The organism is Thermoflavimicrobium daqui, from assembly GCF_003313465.1.
Classification (GTDB): Bacteria; Bacillota; Bacilli; order Thermoactinomycetales; family Thermoactinomycetaceae; genus Thermoflavimicrobium; species Thermoflavimicrobium daqui.
Genome location: NZ_KZ845663.1, coordinates 659,690 through 679,679, shown reverse-complemented (window position 1 = coordinate 679,679; position 19,990 = coordinate 659,690). Strand labels below are relative to the sequence as shown.

The 19,990-nt window shown below is 37.0% G+C and carries 15 protein-coding genes; 11 read left to right on the top strand and 4 right to left on the bottom strand.

Annotated features, from left to right (window positions below; translation table 11 throughout):
• The first annotated feature begins 270 nt into the window (after positions 1-270).
• Positions 271-2,523, top strand: coding sequence for an MMPL family transporter (locus DL897_RS03135; RefSeq protein WP_113657648.1), 2,253 nt, complete (start codon positions 271-273; stop codon positions 2,521-2,523).
• A 157-nt stretch (positions 2,524-2,680) separates the two neighbouring features.
• On the opposite strand, the gene DL897_RS03130 is transcribed toward DL897_RS03135, so the two are convergent.
• From DL897_RS03130 to DL897_RS03120, 3 genes are all read right to left on the bottom strand, one after another.
• Positions 2,681-3,541, bottom strand: coding sequence for a GNAT family N-acetyltransferase (locus DL897_RS03130; RefSeq protein ID WP_168188618.1), 861 nt, complete (start codon positions 3,539-3,541; stop codon positions 2,681-2,683).
• Between the two features lie 83 nt (positions 3,542-3,624).
• Positions 3,625-3,834 carry a cold shock domain-containing protein gene (locus DL897_RS03125; RefSeq protein WP_113657646.1) on the bottom strand — a complete coding sequence of 70 codons (210 nt, stop codon included), beginning with the start codon at positions 3,832-3,834 and terminating at the stop codon, positions 3,625-3,627.
• A gap of 312 nt (positions 3,835-4,146) precedes the next feature.
• The gene (locus DL897_RS03120) at positions 4,147-4,569 is read right to left on the bottom strand and encodes a DUF2621 family protein (protein ID WP_113657742.1); all 423 of its coding nucleotides are present in this window, start codon (positions 4,567-4,569) and stop codon (positions 4,147-4,149) included.
• A gap of 991 nt (positions 4,570-5,560) precedes the next feature.
• Here DL897_RS03120 and yfkAB point away from each other — a divergent pair.
• Complete coding sequence (yfkAB, locus tag DL897_RS03115; RefSeq protein ID WP_338067069.1) at positions 5,561-6,757, top strand: radical SAM/CxCxxxxC motif protein YfkAB; 1,197 nt, start codon at positions 5,561-5,563, stop codon at positions 6,755-6,757.
• Between the two features lie 404 nt (positions 6,758-7,161).
• Here yfkAB and DL897_RS03110 read toward each other — a convergent pair whose 3' ends face one another.
• Complete coding sequence (locus DL897_RS03110; RefSeq protein ID WP_113657645.1) at positions 7,162-8,868, bottom strand: MFS transporter; 1,707 nt, start codon at positions 8,866-8,868, stop codon at positions 7,162-7,164.
• 228 nt (positions 8,869-9,096) lie between these two features.
• Here DL897_RS03110 and DL897_RS03105 point away from each other — a divergent pair, with 228 nt between their 5' ends.
• From DL897_RS03105 to DL897_RS03065, 9 genes are all read left to right on the top strand, one after another.
• Positions 9,097-9,789, top strand: coding sequence for a DUF3891 family protein (locus DL897_RS03105; protein ID WP_113657644.1), 693 nt, complete (start codon positions 9,097-9,099; stop codon positions 9,787-9,789).
• Positions 9,790-10,247: 458 nt separating this feature from the next.
• Positions 10,248-11,090 (top strand): hypothetical protein, encoded by an 843-nt coding sequence (locus tag DL897_RS03100; protein ID WP_113657643.1) that lies wholly within the window; start codon positions 10,248-10,250, stop codon positions 11,088-11,090.
• The gene (locus DL897_RS03095; protein ID WP_240627243.1) at positions 11,087-11,695 is read left to right on the top strand and encodes a class D sortase; all 609 of its coding nucleotides are present in this window, start codon (positions 11,087-11,089) and stop codon (positions 11,693-11,695) included. The genes DL897_RS03100 and DL897_RS03095 overlap by 4 nt, the downstream gene beginning before the upstream one ends.
• Before the next feature lie 36 nt (positions 11,696-11,731).
• Positions 11,732-12,637: a conjugal transfer protein gene (locus tag DL897_RS03090; protein ID WP_113657642.1), complete on the top strand. Its 906-nt coding sequence runs from the start codon at positions 11,732-11,734 to the stop codon at positions 12,635-12,637.
• Between the two features lie 2 nt (positions 12,638-12,639).
• On the top strand, positions 12,640-12,897 hold the full coding sequence (locus DL897_RS03085; protein ID WP_113657641.1) for a hypothetical protein: 258 nt from the start codon (positions 12,640-12,642) through the stop codon (positions 12,895-12,897).
• A complete protein-coding gene (locus DL897_RS03080; protein WP_113657640.1) occupies positions 12,894-13,289 on the top strand; it encodes a TcpE family conjugal transfer membrane protein in 396 nt (131 codons plus the stop codon). Before DL897_RS03085 ends, DL897_RS03080 begins: the two co-directional genes overlap by 4 nt.
• Positions 13,286-15,814: an ATP-binding protein gene (locus DL897_RS03075; protein WP_113657639.1), complete on the top strand. Its 2,529-nt coding sequence runs from the start codon at positions 13,286-13,288 to the stop codon at positions 15,812-15,814. Before DL897_RS03080 ends, DL897_RS03075 begins: the two co-directional genes overlap by 4 nt.
• Before the next feature lie 44 nt (positions 15,815-15,858).
• Positions 15,859-17,286, top strand: a complete 1,428-nt coding sequence (locus tag DL897_RS03070; RefSeq protein WP_168188617.1) for a CD3337/EF1877 family mobilome membrane protein — start codon at positions 15,859-15,861, stop codon at positions 17,284-17,286.
• A 39-nt stretch (positions 17,287-17,325) separates the two neighbouring features.
• On the top strand, positions 17,326-19,887 hold the full coding sequence (locus tag DL897_RS03065) for an ATP-binding protein (protein ID WP_113657637.1): 2,562 nt from the start codon (positions 17,326-17,328) through the stop codon (positions 19,885-19,887).
• Positions 19,888-19,990 lie beyond the last annotated feature (103 nt).

Sequence of the window (19,990 nt, the reverse complement as noted above, 5' to 3'; positions counted from 1 at the left end):
TCTTTTCACCTTTCTATAACAAAGTTGTTTTTTAATTAGCCGCTACTTACGCTCAAAAACGATTCGCTTAGCATCTAATGAATTAAAGGTAATAATGCTATATGATCTATAGTCGATTTAAAAAGTTATATAAAAAAGGTGGATTAACTTGTTATTTCATATGTATCCATTTTACTTGAAATGTTAGGATTACCTTAAGGTTTACTTACCAGTCAAACCGTTTTCACCTTTTGAAAAAGATACTGAATAGAAAGTGGGAAGGATAAGAATATGTTTGGTTGGTTAGCTAGATTAACAACACGTCATCCTTGGAAAATCATTGTAAGTTGGGCTCTACTTCTTGCTGTTTCTGCTTATTTTGCTTTACATCTGTCCTCTCTTTTAACTGCAAGTGGCAATAAAGATCCAGAAAGCGAATCTGCAGAAGCACAAAGAATTCTGGAAGAAAACTTTGCTGATCGTTACCCCAATTCATTGATCGTACTCGTGCAAAGTGATCGTTATCAAGTAAGTGATAAAGAATATCAGCAAGCAGTAGAACGAATTACAGAAGAGATTGCTAAGCATAAAATGGTACGTAAAGTTGAAAATTACTATAGCCAGAATCAGCAAACATTCATTTCAAAAGATAAGAAAAAAACATTTATTAGTATTGGATTAGATGCAAACGAAAGTGAAGCCAATGACTTAGTACCTAAGATGGATAAAGAGCTACAAAGTCTGAAAGCTGAAATAAAGATGAAAGACTTTAAATGGTGGTTAACGGGTGGACCTGCTTTAGCATATGGATTAACGATTGCCACAAAAGAGGAAGTCACCCAAGCAGAATTGATCGCGATCCCAGCTCTGCTTATTATACTACTAGTGGTGCTTCGTTCTGTCGTGTCTGCCTTAGTTCCTTTAATCATGAGCTTATTTGCTTTGGGAATTACGATGGCATTGTGTTATTTTATAGCAGACCAAGTAACCCTTAATGTTTTGCTTACGAATAGTATTTCGATGATTGGTCTTGGAGTGGTCATTGATTATTGTTTGTTTATTATTAGCCGCTTTAGACAGGAATTGGAACAAAATCGTACAGTAATAGAGGCAGTGCAGATATCTATGCTAACAGCAGGAAGAGCTGTCTTTTTCTCAGGGATGACCGTTGCAATCAGTTTATCATCCTTGTTTATTCCTAATATTATGGTACTCTCTTCAATTGCTATAGGTGGAATTATAGTTGTATTCTTATCTGTACTGATCTCGATGACCTTACTACCAGCCATTTTAACAATACTTGGCCTACGAATTAACTGGGGATTATTACCGATGTATCGCAAGAAAAAAGAAAAATCCCCTTGGTTGACATTTTCCTATTCATTGATGAAGAGACCTTTTTTATTTTTTATTCCTACTACTTTACTACTAATTTTGTTGTCTCTACCCGTGATGAATATTCAGATGCAAGTTCCTATAGCTTCTGCTTCACTACTACCATCATCTGATTCGACAAGAATTGGTTTCGAACGATTGACCAAAGAATTCGGACAAGGGGATATCTTTCCGATTGAAGTTGTACTCAAGGCTAAAAAAGGTGACTTCTTTACCGAAGAAAATCTAGTTGAAGTTGATCGTTTAACTAAACAAGTTGAAAAGTTATCTCAGATTGACTCTGTTGTTAGTTTAACTAACTGGAATAAAGATTGGAAACTTAGTGATTATCAAAATGCATATCAAAATTGGGATTATATTCCTGACCCAGTGAAAAATAATATCAACAAATTGGTCAATGTTTATCAAGGAAAGCAGACCAGTATTATTACGATCGCTCCGAAAACAGATCCAGATGATGTAAAATCTCATAAACTGATCAAAGAGATTCGCAAGATCATTGACCAAAACTCATTCAATACGATGAATGTTTATGTTGGAGGAATTACTGCAATTGGAGCCGATTTTGATCAGCGGATTTTTGCAAGTATCCCCTACGTCATTATATCGGTTATGGTGATCAGTTTCTTGATTTTAGTCGTAACTTTCCGCTCTATTCTGATTCCAATCAAGGCGTTACTTTTAAACTCTTTAGTCATGCTTTCCAGTTTGGGGGCTTTGGTTTACTTCTTTATCGGAAGTAATATGGAAACGATCAACTCGGTGACACCCGTTGTATTATTTGCGGTTCTGTTTGGGCTTAGCATGGATTATGAAGTACTGATCATTAGCCGTATCCGAGAATTATATGAAGAAGGACGATCTAATGAGGAGAGTGTTGCCAGAGGAATAGCTGAGACCGCAGCTTTAGTTAATGGAGCAGCACTCATTATGATCGCAGTTTTTGTTGCCTTTGCGTTTTCAGAGATATCTGTAATCGCAGAGTTGGGATTTGGGCTAGCCGTTTCGATTTTTTTAGATGCAACATTAATTCGTTCTATCTTAGTGCCTGTCACAATGCGAATGCTTGGAAAAGCCAACTGGTGGCTTCCTTTTGTAAGAAAATCATCCATTCAAGGAGAAACGGCAAGAGTATATCATTCGAAGTAATAGTATAAAGAATGACTCAAAAGAAACTTAATTAGCCAAACAACTAAGATCCCAAACCATATGAGGTGGTGAGGGATCTTCTTTGAGTGATGATGATACAAAATGGATTTTTAGTTTGTTTTCGTATAAAAGAAAGAAATGAATCTGATGTTATAAGTTATGAGATAGAAAGTTCATAGTTATCGTGTTTGGCAATAATTTGGAATCCACACTTTTCGTAGAGTTTGATGGCTCTTTTATTCGAGATTTCAACATCTAGAGTAAACTTTGTATATTGATCTTGAAGCTGTTTGAGAGTTGACAAAATGAGGGATTTACCAATCCCTTTTCTTTGAAATTCCGGATCTACACACAATCCATAGATATGTGCTTGGGTTTCATCCCCACTTACACTTATTTTTCCTACTAGTTTATTGGAATATGAATACTTAAAGTGATAATGGTGGGAATGATTCCAAAACATCAGGATATGATAGCGAAGAACTTCTTCTGATTCTTGAAAACTTTTTGCTTCTAATTGAACCCATTCATCTAAATCGGAGGGTTCAGCCTGGGAAAATGAGGTAGGGATCGTGATACTTGGAAAAGACTGGGATTGATGTTGCATGTGATAAAATGATTCACGATAAGATGTATGTAAGTGTTGAAGAACTTGCTTACCCGATTTGGATCTTGTGTCAGTAAGAAATATGGCACGCTGGATCTGTTTAGACTGTAATTTTTGCTTAGCTAAAGTAAATAATTGAGTAAATATTTTTTGCTGTCGGAATTCAGGATGGACAATCGTACTAATCTCTGCTTCGTCACCCATATAAATAAATAAACCCAAATAACCAACCAGTTTATGATCAATATAATATAAAAAGTCGTACTTATCGGATTGACGCCGATTTTTTAACATATAATAATTAATGGGAGTATTTATTTGATCATAAAAATTACAGAGATGATGTAACTTTTGTAATTCATTTAATTGCTCTGTAGTCCAAGTTTGGATAGAGATGATTGAAGAGGACATAGGATTAGCTCCTTTAAATAGGGAATAGAGAAAGTAAAAAGCACTTTCCATTAGGAAAGTGCTTATATACGTGTCCTAAGTTTTTAGCGAGCGTGGTTCAAACGAATTACATTAGCAGATTGAGGACCACGGTCTCCTTCAACGATGTCGAATTCAACTGGCTCTCCCTCTTCTAAGGTTTTAAAACCTTCGGATTGAATAGCGCTATAGTGTACGAATACATCGCCACCATCTTCACGCTCAATGAAACCATAACCTTTTTCTGCATTAAACCATTTTACTTTACCCTTCATGCTTGGGCCTCCTTTAAAAAAAATAAAACCTTCTCCGAAGTGGAGATGATATAAGCCAGTTTACTGGCACATCTACCGATCATGATCTACGAGCCTGTAGATCTTCCTGATAGATGAGGTAAAAAGCGGGAAAAACTCAAGACACTTGAACCGTTCGTATTGCATACCTCGCAAAAGCGAGGGCCTTTCTGAATGAGGTAAAACACGAGGCCCAAGATGATGCTTGATCTTTCATACCACTTTTTTGCTTATTACGAGAGTACCACATCAGCAACTACAATGCAAGTGTTAGTAAAAAAGAATCGCAATTTGTCAAAAAAGATGTTGATAAGGAGAGAGATCGATTTTCTTCTTTTCTAACGTTTGGATTAACCATTTATGATCACGTTTGGGGGTAGCTAGAATATAACCTTGAATGATGTATTCTTGTTTCATCTGTGTAGCCTTATGTTCTAAAGCGATTTCCCCAATTTTCGCAGCAATTTTTTGCTTAGCTACATCGCGAAAGAGTTTAGGAACAGGCTCTACCAATTCATTTAATAGTTTTTTATCTTCATCTTTCCAAAGATGGATGGTTTGATTGATATAGTGCTCTTGCCAATCCAAAATGGATTTACCATCTGCTTGGGGCAGTGCTTTTAAAAATTTCCGAAACATAAAGTACCCACCGATCCCCAAAAAGACAACCAAAAAAATCCAATAAAATTGGAAAAATATACTAAGCCAAGTAGGCATATCTAACTTAAACAAGAACAGGAAGTGCATATGTTTACACCTCTTACATATGTTATTTCAACTTTTCATTATAGAGGAGGAGAACTTATAGAGCAACACTGTTCTTAGTGAAGGTAGAGAATTTTTAAGTCACTGGCGAAGAGATGATATTTTTTATAACATAAGCAGACGGGTTGCTTCATTTGGATTTCTTCTACTTTTACTATCGATAATTCCTTCTTTGGAACATTGCTTTTACAGCTAATAAGGGAACAAGTAACAACTCTTTCAGATGCAGTGACAGAACATGTAAATCGCCTTAGTACTACTCGTTATACCTAAAGGACCTTTATCGCCTGCTGTGTTATGGAGGATGGTTTTTATTCTTATTCTTGCTTATGGGGGGCGATTGAAGGAAAAGTAAACAGTCATTTTTAGAAAGTATGTTTTACCAGCGGATAAATGTAAAAAACGCTTTCTCCCTTGATATTTAGAAGAAAGCGTTTTTTACAGTCTTAGTCGATATGGAAAAGATACTTCCAAAGTAACGATATTCACTTTTGATTCCTCCATAAAGGTAGATAACTAATTAATTGAGGATTAGATGAATTGCAAAGTAGATCAGACCCCAAATAGGAAGACTTAGTAAAGCACCATTAATTAATCCGATAGTTGCGTTATTCATTGGATTATCCCTCCGTGTGATTGAATGTATTTTCATTATAAAAAAGGAGTCTACTCTTGTCTTTCATTTTGGGGAAATGTAAAAGAGATGTAATGTTAGGGTTACCAATTAGAAATACAACAACACTTTTGTGACATAAGAATGACCTGATTTATGAGTGAAAGTCCGTAAATAAAGGGTTTAAGTTATTATTTATCATTACAAATCGATTACAAAAATAACAGACCTATTTCGACAGTCTCACTCTATTTCCGGGGAAATAGAGTGAGACTGTCGAAAAAAATATAAAGATGGTCGATTGTTGAAGAAAAGAGGGTATGATTGACCTTGGAAAACAATTTAGTCTATACTCATCGTCGGGTTAAGGTTATAGAAGGATGGGAGAAAGCTATGGAAAAGTATGAAATGGAAAAATGTAGAATTACCCCAGATTGGGATCCTTGGGATGCATGGTATACACGGTCTGAGAAAGGAAAGTATGAGCTGACCAGTGTTGAATTGACAGTCACCAATTTGTGTAACCTACGCTGTGAACATTGTGCTGTAGGTGAACAATTAGTAGAGAAAGATGGCATTCCTATTCCTATCGACTTTATACTTAACCGATTGGATGAGATAGAAACTCTTCAAACGATAAGTATTACTGGTGGCGAGCCCATTTTAAGTCCAAAAGTAGTGAAAGAGACGATCATCCCCTTATTAAAATATGCAAAATCTCGAGGCATTTATACGCAAATCAATTCAAATTTAACGTTGCCGTTATCAAGATATGAGGATTGGATTGAAGATGTAGACGTATTACATATTTCTTATAACTATCGTCATGCGGAAGATTTTTACCGGATGGCCTTTGGTAATTTCCGTAAAGAAGTAAGTTTTGAAGTAGCGAAATCCTTGTTTGAACGGATGAAAGAGAATGCCCGTACATTATCCAAAGCAGGGATCTTTGTCTCGGCTGAATCATTCTTAAGTCCTTTTACAGCGCCGTACATTGTTGATATGCATCAAACGATTCAGGAGATGGGATGTAAACGGCATGAAGTACATCCACTATACCCAAGTGATTTTGCTAAAGGAATGAGTTTATTAACTTTACAGGAATATCGTGAGGCTATCATTCATTTGTTGGATCACCGTCATCCTGATTTATGGATTTTACTCGGTACACTCCCCTTTTTTCCTTGTAGTAATCAAGATGAAGATCTTACTCTTTGGAAGAGAATTTTTGTGGATGAATCGAATGTAACAGCACGACAAGATCCAGATGGTAGAAACCGACTTAACGTCAATGTATTTACTGGTGATGTAGTCGTGACAGACTTTGGAGACATACCAGTATTAGGAAATATCTATAAAGATTCTTTAACCGAAGTTTTTGAGCGTTGGCTAGCTCATCCTGTGGCTCATAAGTATCACTGTTACTGTCAACAAGCACGTTGTACAGGTCCTAATATTTTGGTAGCTCAAACCTATTATCCGGATTGGGTCTTTAAAGAGCGAAAAGCGCTGATAACGCTTGATTGAAAAAGTGAAAAATAATAGAGCTTGTTACATTATTCGATTCAAAATCGAGATCATTCCCCAATGGAATCGCGTATAGGAACGACTTTTGTATCCAATCTTTAGAGGGAGTGAGTAGCGAAGTAATGAGCGACTGATTAAGAGGGCTACCTCGGAGAAGGAAAATCATTAGATAATGGAAACCTTGCCCAAGAGATGTTTATACAGAAATAAACTTTAAGAGAAACTATTATTTTGGAATGATAGAAGCTATTTCAAAGTTCATAGAATAAAATAACCTGTGCGGACAACAGAAGCGAAAGATGTACACAGGTTATCTTGAATAATGATGTGAAAAATACTTTTGAAATAGCTTCTAATCTATTTATTATTCATTGAAAACTATTAGATTTTGGAGGGGTGCTCCATTATTTCTTTAGAGTAAGATTTTTGACTTGTTTGGTTGCTACTATAGTTTGTTTTGTTTCAATATAACGAAGATCAACTTCATGTCCGGTTTCTAAAAAGATAATATAAGGATTGTTTTTGGAAGACATTGTAAAGATATGGTTATTACCTTCAATTAAAAATTGGACATAGGTCTCATCTGCTTGTTGATTTTTATAAACAGCAGTCACTTTCCCTTTGGTTTGGGCAAGTTTAGCATTTGGGGTAGGTGTAGCAGAATCACCATTGAAGTTGGTAGATATAGCATATTGATATTGGTCAAAGGCTTCTTGTTTACTATCACCATGTCCAATCACTTTCTCATCTTTGGCATTGACTAAAACAATTTTTCGAATCACATTATTACTATCTAATGCTGGAACAATCCAAGTATATTGTCCGTAGATATAATATAAGATGGGACTAGCACCATGCCATTGCTTTTCACGGAATGTCTTTTCGACTACATTCATAGCTGTTGTTCCATTAATCATCCCATTTGTTTTACTGTAATAATTGAGTTCACCCGTTCGTGAATTAAGCATCGAATAGCCAACCATGGAACCAGCATTTTCTTCATCACGTGTATGATCTGTGGCCCAATACATATGGAGTCGATGATCAAAGACAGCCACAAATTCTTCTGGTGGGACATGAACATCTGTTTTGCCTAAGATGGAATTCCAAAAACCATGTTTGTATTTACCAAACCAATAATTATAGTCATAGGCAATATCATGTGGAACTACCTGATCTACAAAGGAAGGTACTTGCTTCATGGGGTATTTTTTCATCTGGCCGTTTGCTGGATCTATTAAAATAACCCCTTCGACAGAGCGAATATTTCGCATCTTATGGTAGGATCCATAACTAAGAGCATAATAAGGTTTCCCATTTTCGTCAGGCTCAAAAGAAGGTTGCATAAAAATAAGATCAGGATATTTAGTTCGAGCTAAGCGAATCAGATTTTCGCTAAAGTATCCACTAGGTACATATTTGATGGAATGGGCAACAAACTGTGCTTCCGATTGATGATCTTCTGCGCTCATCTTCATGTAACCAGGTACACCATCCGTATTCAACCACTTAAAAAAGCTTTTATGATTTAAGGCAGCTATCCAATAAAGCCTATTATTAATCTTTTGTATATAAGGTTCTTCTAGATCATAATAAGAGTAATTTTTAACTTTTCCTAGAATTTTTTCCATTTTATATCGAGCATATTCACGGGGAACAACAGGAATATGTTGTTCATTAGTCGGACTCATATTTTCGGTGGTTTCCTTTGTTTTTACGAATTTTTTCATGAAATCATGTCGATCTTGCGCAATGGCAAATGGATAAATGGTCCAAAGAAAGATAAAAGAAATAAGGGCAATGCTTCCTATATTTACTCCTATCATTGCTATTGGAATACGACGCTCATTCTCATATGCCGCCAAACATCGTATACCATCAATAATTATTACTAGGAAAAAGATAGATCCAATCCAATAAAATAGTGCTAAGAAAGTTTGATCAAGTAAATGAAAGTATAGGAGAATAAATGCGTATAGACTACCCAAAATATAGCGAATAATTTGGGTAGTGATAAATCGTCTAGTCCGGAACTTTTTCTTCCAAATCGGAGGATACCAATTGATAAAGAAAATTCCCAAAAGAAATGAGAAAATAACCATTCGAATCATAGGATCTTCCCTTTCGATTATAGAAATGGATTCGTTTTAGTGGGCAAACAATCTAATACTTTTATTATAGTAGAGATAATAGAATTTATATATCCCTTCAAATAATTAAAAAAGAAGATGATAATAAACACTTTGCAAAATGAAATGATCTTTGGTTAGTGTGGATAGAAAAAGGGAAAAATAAGTATATAAATGGCTCGCTGGTAATATGAGAAAGGATGACAATATATGATCGTCCGGCAGCAAGAAGACCATTTTATTCTAATTCCTCAACATGATCATGCTTTAGTTTCAGGGGAGTTTGCCCTGCATTGGAATCATGAGATTGTTCCTAGGAAAGAAACACTTTATGCGATTTCTTATCATGATGTAGGTTGGAAGAAGTTAGATCAGTCCGTGTTATGGGATGAGAAAACGAATCAGCCTACCGATTTTTCACGGTATCCATTGAAAGAGAAGATAGAAGCTTATCAAGAAGGAATTAAGATTGTCCAATCAAAGGAACCTTATGCTGGTTATCTCTGTAGCTTACACTTTGCCTCTTTTTTTAAAAATGACCAGTCAGAGTTGGGCATGTATTTTTTCCAAGGTGAACTCGATAGACAGCATAAATTAAAACAGCACTTTACACGATTGGAAATGCAAAGTATGAAGGAAAACTTTGCGCTTTTACAGTTTTGTGATCATCTATCATTGGCAATATGTTTAAATGAGCCCAAAAAAAATACCCATCCATGGTATAAAAATGGTTTGATGTATCAAGGTGTAAGGTATCACTGGATTTGGGAAAGTGATACATGCTTACGATTAGAACCCAATCAGTTTGATAGCTCTTTTATTATTCGAATCCCTTATCAAGTAATAGATAAGAATCGTCAAGTTGTGAATGAAGATGTCTATATCTATAAGATTTTAGCTTAATGATTTTACGAGATTGGTAAGTGAACGCTAAAAGAGATTTAAACCCACGTTATCGTGGGTTTTGGCATTTATACCAAAAATTTGAAGAAAGTATTGAAAAAGAGAAGTTAGATGTAATAATATTAGGACAAAGAGTGAACAATTTGGACAAAATCAAACAATTTATTGTCTAATAATGCGAAAATGACAAAAATGTCGATACGCATAGAACAACTGGAGGAGATTTTGGGCCAAAAGATTGTACCAATCTCCTTTTCTTCATGGGTATAAAAATTTGATTAAAAAGATGAAGTTCGGGAAAAAAACCATATGGATACTTTTTCTTATGAGTGAAGCAAGGGTATCCAAATTTAGGTTATTTAGTTTTTGGTAAGTGTTACCAAAAAAGTATAAAAATGATATATCTTTAGCTAGTTTTATAGATAGAAGAAAGCTTGAATACTAAAAGGAGGCGAAAAATGTTGAATCAGTCAAAAAGAGTAGTCAAATCAAAATACGAATCATTAGATACATCTGTCGAATTGAGTCGTACTCGCAGTCGACGACAAATGAAGAGAAAAGCAAGAAAGCGTTTTTCTCATACGGCTGTATTAGCACTTTGTCTTGTTTCGGGTCTAACTATTGGAGTAGGATCTGCATTTGCAAGTGATGATAAACCACCAGATAAATTTCCATCTCTTCAGCCAGCAGCAAATGTAAAACTAGAAGAAGAGTTGAACCTCCCTCCTAAAGATCCTGAAGTAAATTCTTCAACCAAAAATGTAGAGCAAAAGAAAATGGATTCAAAGAAAGAAAAAGAATCAAATACATATACAACTAATGAAAAGAATGAAGATTATGATAAAATTAAAGAAAAGCCTAAAAATAGCAGTGACGGGGTAAATAATAGTTCGACAATGCCAGACTCAGCGAAAAAGGAACCTCAAGTAGTTGCTAAACAGAAGGAAAAAGAGCAAGTAAATCGTGCAAATGCAACAGAAAAAAAGGCTGCCAACTCAGTAAATGAAAAAAATCAGCAAACAGCAGGCAGTCGAAATGGCACGAAAAAAGCAGTAACAACCAATCCACCTTCCAAAACTCCTGCTTCTGATCAACAAGCATATGCTAAAAATGGTTCAGATTCTTCAACTACGAAACCGACAATTCCATCTAAAAAACCAACAACCGAAAAAGGTGGTAAGCTACCAGATACAGCTGGTCGTGATCTAGAAGGAGTCATCTTTGGAGCATTTGTAGCACTTTTAGGATCACTTTATATTTTGTTTAAAGACAAAGGTAGAAAGGTAGTTAAAAGAAAGTGAAATGGGATCGAATATTAGCATATGGATTGGTTGTCGTTGGCATTGCCTACAGTAGTTATTCAGCTGTGAGTTATTTCCAAAAGATCAATGTGGTGAAAGAAGCGGATTCGATCCAAACCAACTCCACTGTCTCTATGGTTGAAGCAGCAGCCAAAAGTAACGGGGAGCCTTGGGTGGTTTTCCCATCCAAGGATCGCCCGATTAAGGGGGAACACTTTGCTGATTTAATTATTCCACAATTAAATGCTCAAATGCCAATTATTGAAGGAACTCATGAAGATGAACTAGCCCAAGGAGTAGGCCACTATGCAGGCAGTGTATTACCTGGCGAACCAGATAACGCTGTGCTTTCAGGACATCGTGATACTATTTTCCGTAAAGTAGGGCAATTGAAGAAGGGGGATGAACTTCGCGTTAAAACTAATCAAGGAACATTTATTTATGTAATTAATAAGACATGGATTACCCATGCGGATGATCGAATGGTTATTGTTCCGCATGATAAACCTACACTTACATTAACAACTTGCTATCCATTTTACTATGTGGGACCTGCTCCGAAGCGATACATTATCCAGTCGACTCTAAGAGAAAGAATCAATTAACTTAGTAAGAGTCAGAGCAAAGGGGGGACGTAAACATTGTCTACATCGGTCGGTCAGAAGATCATCCGTGTTTTGTTTTGGCTATTAATTATTTATATTGCTTTAAGCACTTCGCTCGTATGGGCTGTACAATTAGGACTTATACCTCAACGTATTCGTACCATTGAAGAGCCGATCAAGCCAAATCAAGCGGAAGCGGCTAGTTTGAACTTTGGAGAAACGACTTTTGCCGAGCAATTTACTAAGGAATATTATACATGGCAAAAGGAAGATGATGAGAATAGAACCAAACGCTTATTACCGTTTATCACCCAAAATTTAAAAGAAGCAGTTCAGATCGATGCCAAAGAAATGAAGTATAAAGAAGCTAAAGTTTATGATGTGAGTACATGGAATATTCAAGAACGTGAAGGTGAAGATGGCATAAAAGAGATAACAGTGTTTGCTGATCAGTGGTTAGTGGGTAACCAAGATACAAATGATAAACGAATTTTTCGCTATCTAGTTGTACCTATCAAAAAAGCAGGAAACTCCTATCGCGTGATTGATCAACCTTTCGAAATTCCTCGACCGGTTGCAGCCCAATTGAGTGAAAAGAAAGAAGAACCATCAAAAGGTCAAAATATTGATGACTCAACAGGGAAAAAGGTTGAAGAGTTTTTGCGTGATTTTTGGAAGTCATATACCCAAGATAGTAATGAACAAATTGGTTATATGATGAAAGATCAAAAACCAAAGATTGGTTATAAAGATATGTTTCAATTTATCGAGCTATCCAATATAAGTACAGTAAAAGAAAAAGATAATGAATATAAAACAGATTTTGATGTTTTACTCGAGGACGTTCAGTCAGGAGCTCGCGTCACTTATCATTATCAATTTTGGTTAGTGCAAGAAAAAGATCGATTTTATGTATTAAAAATGAAACAAGGAGAGAAATAAATATGTTTCATACATTAACGATATGGCTTGCGGGTCCAGGTGAAAAACTGCAACAAGTAGCAAGCCAAGAAATAGGTGCTTTGTTTTTCCTTGTGGTTATTGTGGTTAGTTTAACACTATTTTGGAAACGTGCATTTACTGCATTTATTGGCTTTGTCCTTTTTGCGATGGTAGTTAGTGTATTTGTTTTCCAGCCACAATTAATTAAATCCTTGGGAACGGACGGTTTTAAATGGCTATTTGAGGATTATCTCAAATGAGACAAATTCGGGTTTATAATCAAGTATTTCGTATTGAAAAAACCGTCTACTCAATCCAAGGAATTCATCTGCCTCAACCTGTTTCATATCGGCAACTCGCCTTTTTTGTAGGAACCTTACTTGTAATGATCATATTAAATGCTTTTCCACCTATGAATATGATTGATCTTTTTTTAGTGAAGTTTATTGGCATCCCTTTTCTGGTTGCGTGGTTTTTCACAAGGAAAACATTGGATGGAAAAGCACCCCATCGATTTATTATACGTTATCTTGAGCATAGATTGAACAGTCAGCACTTTGCAAGATATAAAAATTTGGAAAAGCAAGCTAATAAATACCAATATGATGGAGTAGTTGCTTATCGTAAATGTTCTGGGGGTGATCCGTTTTGAGTCGCATTGTATTCCCGGTCAAATATTTTGAACATAACTTAGTATTTAGTGCCGATGGTTCTGTTTCAGCGTATTATGAGCTCTATCCGTTTCATTATGATTATCGCTCCACAGATGATCAACTAAGCCTCCATAGTAGTCTGGAGGCTTTTTATTGGAATATCAATTTAGATACGCATACACTAGTGATTCCAGAGTTTCAAAACCTAAGCGAAATCGAAGAATCTTTAAAAGAAAAAATGGTTGAACCGTTAACGGAAGCGGGACATCAATACATTCAGGCTTGCATGGATCATCTAGCAGGGAAAAAATTAATTAATTATCGCTTTTTTATAGGTGTGAAATTAAAAGACACTCAAGTAAAAGGAATACCGATCTTCAAAGAATTAATCTATCTGTTAAAAGATTTTAAAAGATATCTCACAGACCGCTCAGGCACTGATGTACCTGAAATCTTTGTTGAAGAGATTCAAGCAGCATTATCCAAAGAAAAGTTTGTCTATACGCGTTTAAATGGTTTTCTCGATGTACGACGTGTAACAGCAACTGATCTAGAGTGGTTGATCCGCCGCGGTTTTTATCGTGGCTTGGGAGAAATTCCACGACGCCAAAACTGGAAACCGCAAGCGATTCCAGCACCTGAAACAAAACATAACAAAAAAGTCATTCGACCTGGGCGTGATATCCTCACGTTAACCGAAGGAAAATTTGATAACTCTTATGGCAGACAGCTCGTCGTTGAGCAACATTTGGATGGAGAGTGGAAAAAGGGATATATGGCCTTTTTGACAATCTCCCATATTCCTGATAAGTCTCATTTCCCTGGTATTGAATGGCTGTATTGTTTGCAGAAGCTCTCTTTTCCTGTAGAGGCTTCTATTCGGACTGAGTCTATTGAGTATAGTAAAGCCATAGCTCAAGTAGCCAATAAAAAGAAAGAGCTAAAAGCTGAGGATGAACATGCCATGGAAAGTGGTGAGGATACATCATTCCACATCGTAAATAGTCGCCAAGAAGCCCTAGAATTAGAAAATGATTTGCGAACAGGGAAGTTTCCGTTACTTACTACTTCAATTGTGTTATGTGTGTTTGCTGATAATGAACAGGATTTAAATCTGCGAATTCAGTTGGTCAGAGACTTGTATAGCGATATGATGATTCAAATAGAAGTTCCTTATGGTGACCAATGGCGTGGGTTTAATGAAATGATCCCAGGTGCAGACCGATATATTACCGATTATATTCACTATATGGAACCAGCGGCTGTTGCTGCAAGTATGATTGGAGCTACAAAACAGCTGGGTGATGGTCAAGGTCATCTGATTGGGATGTCGCACAATTTGCCTGTATTTTTCCAGCATGATCGTGGACCTAAGGATAAACGTCTATCTACGACTGCTTCAGCTGCATTTATTGGTTCACTGGGAGCCGGTAAATCACTAGGAGCTAATCTTTTGGCATATCAAGCTTTATTAAGTGGTTCTAAAGTACTAATCTTTGACCCCAAAGATGAAAGAGGGCACTGGCCGGAATATCTTCCTGAATTAAAAAGTATTACACGTATTGTGACACTTCGTGCGAGTATAGAGGATCGTGGGAAATTAGATCCTTTAATTGGGATAAAGACACCATCTGAAAAGGCAGCTTCAGCTGAAACGGCGAAGCGCATTTTACAGTTTTTAGCTAGAGCCTCAGATGGTACTTATGAAGCGATTGTTATCGGAAAAGCAGTGGACTATACGCTAGAGACGGCATCTCCATCAATGATGCAAGTACTCCAAGTGTTAAGAGATGGTTTGGGAACAGTTCCTGACAAAAAGCAGGAGCGGATTGAGGAGATGATTGATGTATTAAGTTATTTAGCTCACTCCGGTCAAGGTCAGCTTCTGTTTGGAGATGGAACCCAAGAAGCGATAGACTTGTCTCAGCCACTTACAATTCTACAGATTGAAGACTTACAACTACCGGAGGAAAGTCAAACCGACTTTGGACGGATGGGAATTGCTCTACTCATGGCGATTTCTGACTTTTCCCGGCGCTTTTCCAACCAGTCTTCTGATCATTTTAAGATGGTGGTTTTTGATGAATCTTGGCGTTTGGCGAAAGTACGTGAAGGACGAGCAATTTTGGAAGAATTGGTTCGAACTGGACGGAGTAAAAATGCGGCGATTTACCTGATTAGCCAAAATGCGAAAGATTTACTCGGAGAGGAGATTCGCTCCAATTTAGGATGTCGCTTTGTATTTCGTTGTCGAGACCAACAAGAAGCAGAAGCAGCATGTCGTATTTTAGGGATTGATGAAAATGAGGAAAATATTGATAAAATCCGTAACCTATCGACAGGAACTTGTTTAATGTCTGATTTGGAAAAACGAGTCAATGAAGTAGAAATTCGTATTTTTGACGAAAGGCTATTCCATGCCTTCGATACAAGGCCAGGTGCAAAAAGAATAGAAAAAAGGGAATCGAAAGAGGAGCAAGGGATTGTAATCCATCGAACAACTAGAAAGGCGATTGTACCATGACGGGGAAGTCATGGTACTCCAACCAGAAGGAGATTAAAGGAAAGATGAAAAGAAAAGTCACATGGGTTGTCATCGTTGCGCTGTTGTTTCCACTTTTGTTTTGTACAGGGAGTGTTCTAGCAGCTGATCCCAAAACGGACAGTCAAAACCAAGGGCATAATGGATTATTTGATATTCTAACACACTTTCCAGACGAGGGGATTGCCAAAGCTAGAGCAGAAGGATATGAGGTACGGTTTGCGAAGTATCCACCAAGTCGTTATTCACTTGATAGTTACGCTGGAGAACAAAATACATGGAATGTCTTAAGCACAGCACAAAATACAGGATATGGCTTACTGCACGAAATCAATAATATGTTTTGGCAGTTGTTACTTGCCTGGAATTTTAATGTCATGATGCTAGTAGAAAGCAGCTTTTCTTTAGATCTAGTTAATACATTTGCAACTGCTATAGAAGGTTCGATTCAGCAATTAACGGGATTTTCCAATGGAGGGATTGGATCAAGTGGGCTTTGGGGTAATTTTCTAGTCTTTGTTCTAATGATTGCTGGTGCTTGGATCGCTTATAACGGAATGGTAAAAAAAAATACGACTAAAGCTTGGGGAGCAATGATTAGCACGATCTTTTTTTTAATGGTATCACTAGCTTTCTTTGCCAATGCGGGTGGGGTGATGACCTATCTGAATAGTATTAGCAGCGGGATTAGTCAAGAGATCATGGGGGTGGCTAATAAAATTTCGATTGGAAAAGATCAAAGTAGTTATGATTCCGATGTTGCATCTTTTGTAGCAGCAGATAAGCTATATGACATGTTAGTATATGAACCTTATTTGATGTTGCAATATGGTAAAACATCGAGTGACCCCTCTTTAACATCAGAGCGAATCCAAAAAATTTTGGAACACAAAGTAGGAAGCACAGAACGTGGTGAGGCTGTTAAAGAGGAAGTTGAAGCAAACAAGAATCCATTAATGAAGCCAGAAAGTGCCTTCCAACGTCTAGGATTTATTTTACTACTTATTATTACACATATTATCTTAGGTATTGTTTTTATAGTAATAGCTGGAGCCATGATTTTGTATCAGATTTTATTTGTCATTTTAGCACTATTTGCTCCATTTGCCTTACTATTATCTTTATATCCTGCTTGGTCTAGTGTAGCTATCGATTGGCTAAAAAAATTTGTTGGTTATGTTTTAGTAAAGATCGTCATTGGCTTATTTTTAAGCTTAGTATTAGCTATTTCCCAGTTCTTGTATATGATGACTCCACCTAAGAATGGATATTTACTAACGATTCTTATGCAAGCCGTGTTGATCTTAGGAGTTTTGTGGAAACGAAATGATCTAATTAGTGTAATCAAAAATGTCCAATACAATGATCCTGGTATTCAAAACTTGGCTAACATATTACAAAAATATTTGGATAAAGGGAAGAGTAACTTACCAAAATTTATAAAAAGGTATTAAAGTATACTTGATTTATTTTAATAGAAAGGTGGGATGAAAATGAGTTGGTTTAAGCAGCCGCAAGGTAATGATAATCAGATGCTAATGGTGCTAAAAGTTTTAGGTGTTATCGCTTTTTTTCTTATTTTAAGGGAGCTTCATCAGTATTTGGAGTTTAAACTAGAAGGACGAACCACGAATCAAACCATGAGCTCGATTGGGGACTGGTTCATCAAAGCAGGAGGGATACTCCTAGAAATTCTACTGATAATCCTGGTATTTGCCTTAATCATTGGGATCGTGATTTGGTCTGTCTATAAGGCTTATCGGCGATCCGCTGAACAAAATGTGAAGTATATTCGTATTTTACCACGTCGTGATGTACAGTTAGACCCTGATAAAATAATGAGTATGTTAAAAGCATTTGGCAATATGAAACGTCATTTCAAAGAGAAAGGGCAGTTTGGCCCGTTATGGTTTCGAATGAGATTTGCCATGTTACCTGACAGTTTGGAGATTGGTATTTATTTAGCGTATCCATCCGATAAGCAAAAAGAAGTACATGAAGCGATTCGAGGAACCTATCCACGCGCTGAGATTGTGCCCATTACTGAAAAAGAATTTCCAGGTCCCAAAAAAGGAGGAAAAGGAGGATTTTTTACGCTTCGAAGTGGACTCCCGCTTACTTCGCTTGTTGAAAGCAAAAAAAGTGAGATTGGTTCGATTTTAGCGACATTACGACGAGGATCCTATATCGATCTTCATTTTTCACCTATTAATTGGGAATACCTAGACAAACGATTTGATAAAGCAGCAAAAAGTTTTAAAGGTAAGAAAGTACAGGATATGGAACCAGAGGAACGGAATCGGAAGGCAGCGTTACAAAAAAGGCAAACAGATAAGGCTTATGCCTTTAAGCTGCGTTTAACCATTTGGAGTAACCATGAGAAGGAAACGGATCAGGTGGTTAGTTCCACCGCGAACGCTATTTCTTCAGCATTAAAAGACGTGGGAGATATCCAGTTTAGGCGAAGAAAGCGAGCCATCTTTAATTTTATGCAGGATCGTAATCTGATCCCTTTCCCGATTCCTTTCACTTTTATGGTCTGGGCCAGTGAAGAGCTAGCCAATCTCCTTCATTTACCTCCTGGTGACCATGTAATCTATCAAGAGCCTAGCGCCAAAGAAGCTAGAGGGTATCTCGCTCATTTAGGAACGTATGAGCCTGAGAAATATACGACACCAAGTGAAGGAGTAGTTATTGGGTCATTGGTTCATCCCTTAGATCAAGATAAATTGGTTAAAATTGGGTATGAGCAATTGAGTAATCACTTTCTACTTACCGGATCAAAAGGCATGGGAAGAGTAAGTGCGGCTGTCGAAATGCTCCAATCGATGTTGGATGATTGGTTAAGGAATCCTGATCAAGCACCCGGCTTTACGATTATTGATCCAGCACGTGAAATTGTACCTATTATTGCTAATCGCTTACGGAAGTTAGAGCAAGACGGAGTACCCATTCCCAAAGATAAAATTCATTACTACGATTTATCTGATGATACAACAAACCTAATTGGACTTAATTTCCTGCATAAAATCCAGAATATGCCGCTTAATGAGGCTGCCGAACGAATTGCCCGTCTCTTGATGTATGATGGTATTAAAGATAAAAATCAAAGTATTCCTCTACAACGGATCTTAACATTGGCGATCCATGCCTTATTACTCGATGATGAACCTCATACACTCTTGGAAGTGGAATATATGATGACTAACGAAGCATTTCGGAAGCAGATCTTAAAAAGAATTCAAGATCCTTATGTCCGACATTATTGGTCTCATGTTGGAGGGAAGGAATGGAAGAAGGAGATTCAACCTTTGCTGGATCTTATAGAGCCGTTATTACAAGATCCAACTACCCGTCGAATTTATCTACAGAAAGAGATGGCACTCGATATTCAGAAATATATGGATGAAGGACATTTGGTTATGTTCGATTTAAACGAGATGAAGCCTCATGAACTCAAAGTTACGGTTGGCTATCTTATTTATCTATATCATCAAATCGGCCGGAGACGGAAAGATAGTAAGAAGTTTCATCTGGTGATGCTTGATGAAGCTCATCGTTCACAGATTCCGATCTTTACCAATATTTTTGATGAAGATGCCCGCTATGATCATGGTTTTGGTCTGGTCACGAGGGATATTGATGACTTTAAGAACAATAGTGTATTAATGCAAACGATTAAAGCAAATATCGGGATGGTACTAAGCTGTGCCCAAGAAGAAGGAGCTGATGAAGTAGAAAATATTACGCGTGGGCGAATTACCGTGAAAGATTTAGAGCCATTACCTGAACGAATGATGATGGTGTATGTCCGAGGAAAATTGATGCAACGAACCCAACACGATACCTATAAAGTGAGATGTAAACCACCTATTGTTTATGATGCAAAAGGACATGAAGTGGAACATAGCAATCGAGACGGAATCAAGCAGGCTCATCAGCTCGGGATTGAGTGGGGAAGAGAGATAATGCGTAAGTCACCCGAAGCTCGACCACTCCGTGATCTGGATCATGAAATTTTTGATTATATGGAAGAGACTGCGAATATTTCCTAGTTGTAGAGTAAAGGGCGCAGAGTAAAGAACATCGAACCTTGCGCCTTTTCTCTGTACAAGACATCATTTGTATAGACATCCATAGAGAGAGGGGGAGAAGCTG

Bases quoted from the DNA above. Each gene is read 5' to 3' on its own strand.
- DL897_RS03135 (WP_113657648.1), top strand. From the start codon at position 271: ATGTTTGGTTGGTTAGCTAGATTAACAACACGTCATCCTTGGAAAATC.
- DL897_RS03130 (WP_168188618.1), bottom strand. From the start codon at position 3,541: ATGTCCTCTTCAATCATCTCTATCCAAACTTGGACTACAGAGCAATTA.
- DL897_RS03125 (WP_113657646.1), bottom strand. From the start codon at position 3,834: ATGAAGGGTAAAGTAAAATGGTTTAATGCAGAAAAAGGTTATGGTTTC.
- DL897_RS03120 (WP_113657742.1), bottom strand. From the start codon at position 4,569: ATGCCTACTTGGCTTAGTATATTTTTCCAATTTTATTGGATTTTTTTG.
- DL897_RS03110 (WP_113657645.1), bottom strand. From the start codon at position 8,868: ATGATTCGAATGGTTATTTTCTCATTTCTTTTGGGAATTTTCTTTATC.
- DL897_RS03105 (WP_113657644.1), top strand. From the start codon at position 9,097: ATGATCGTCCGGCAGCAAGAAGACCATTTTATTCTAATTCCTCAACAT.
- DL897_RS03100 (WP_113657643.1), top strand. From the start codon at position 10,248: ATGTTGAATCAGTCAAAAAGAGTAGTCAAATCAAAATACGAATCATTA.
- DL897_RS03085 (WP_113657641.1), top strand. From the start codon at position 12,640: ATGTTTCATACATTAACGATATGGCTTGCGGGTCCAGGTGAAAAACTG.
- DL897_RS03080 (WP_113657640.1), top strand. From the start codon at position 12,894: ATGAGACAAATTCGGGTTTATAATCAAGTATTTCGTATTGAAAAAACC.
- DL897_RS03070 (WP_168188617.1), top strand. From the start codon at position 15,859: ATGAAAAGAAAAGTCACATGGGTTGTCATCGTTGCGCTGTTGTTTCCA.
- DL897_RS03065 (WP_113657637.1), top strand. From the start codon at position 17,326: ATGAGTTGGTTTAAGCAGCCGCAAGGTAATGATAATCAGATGCTAATG.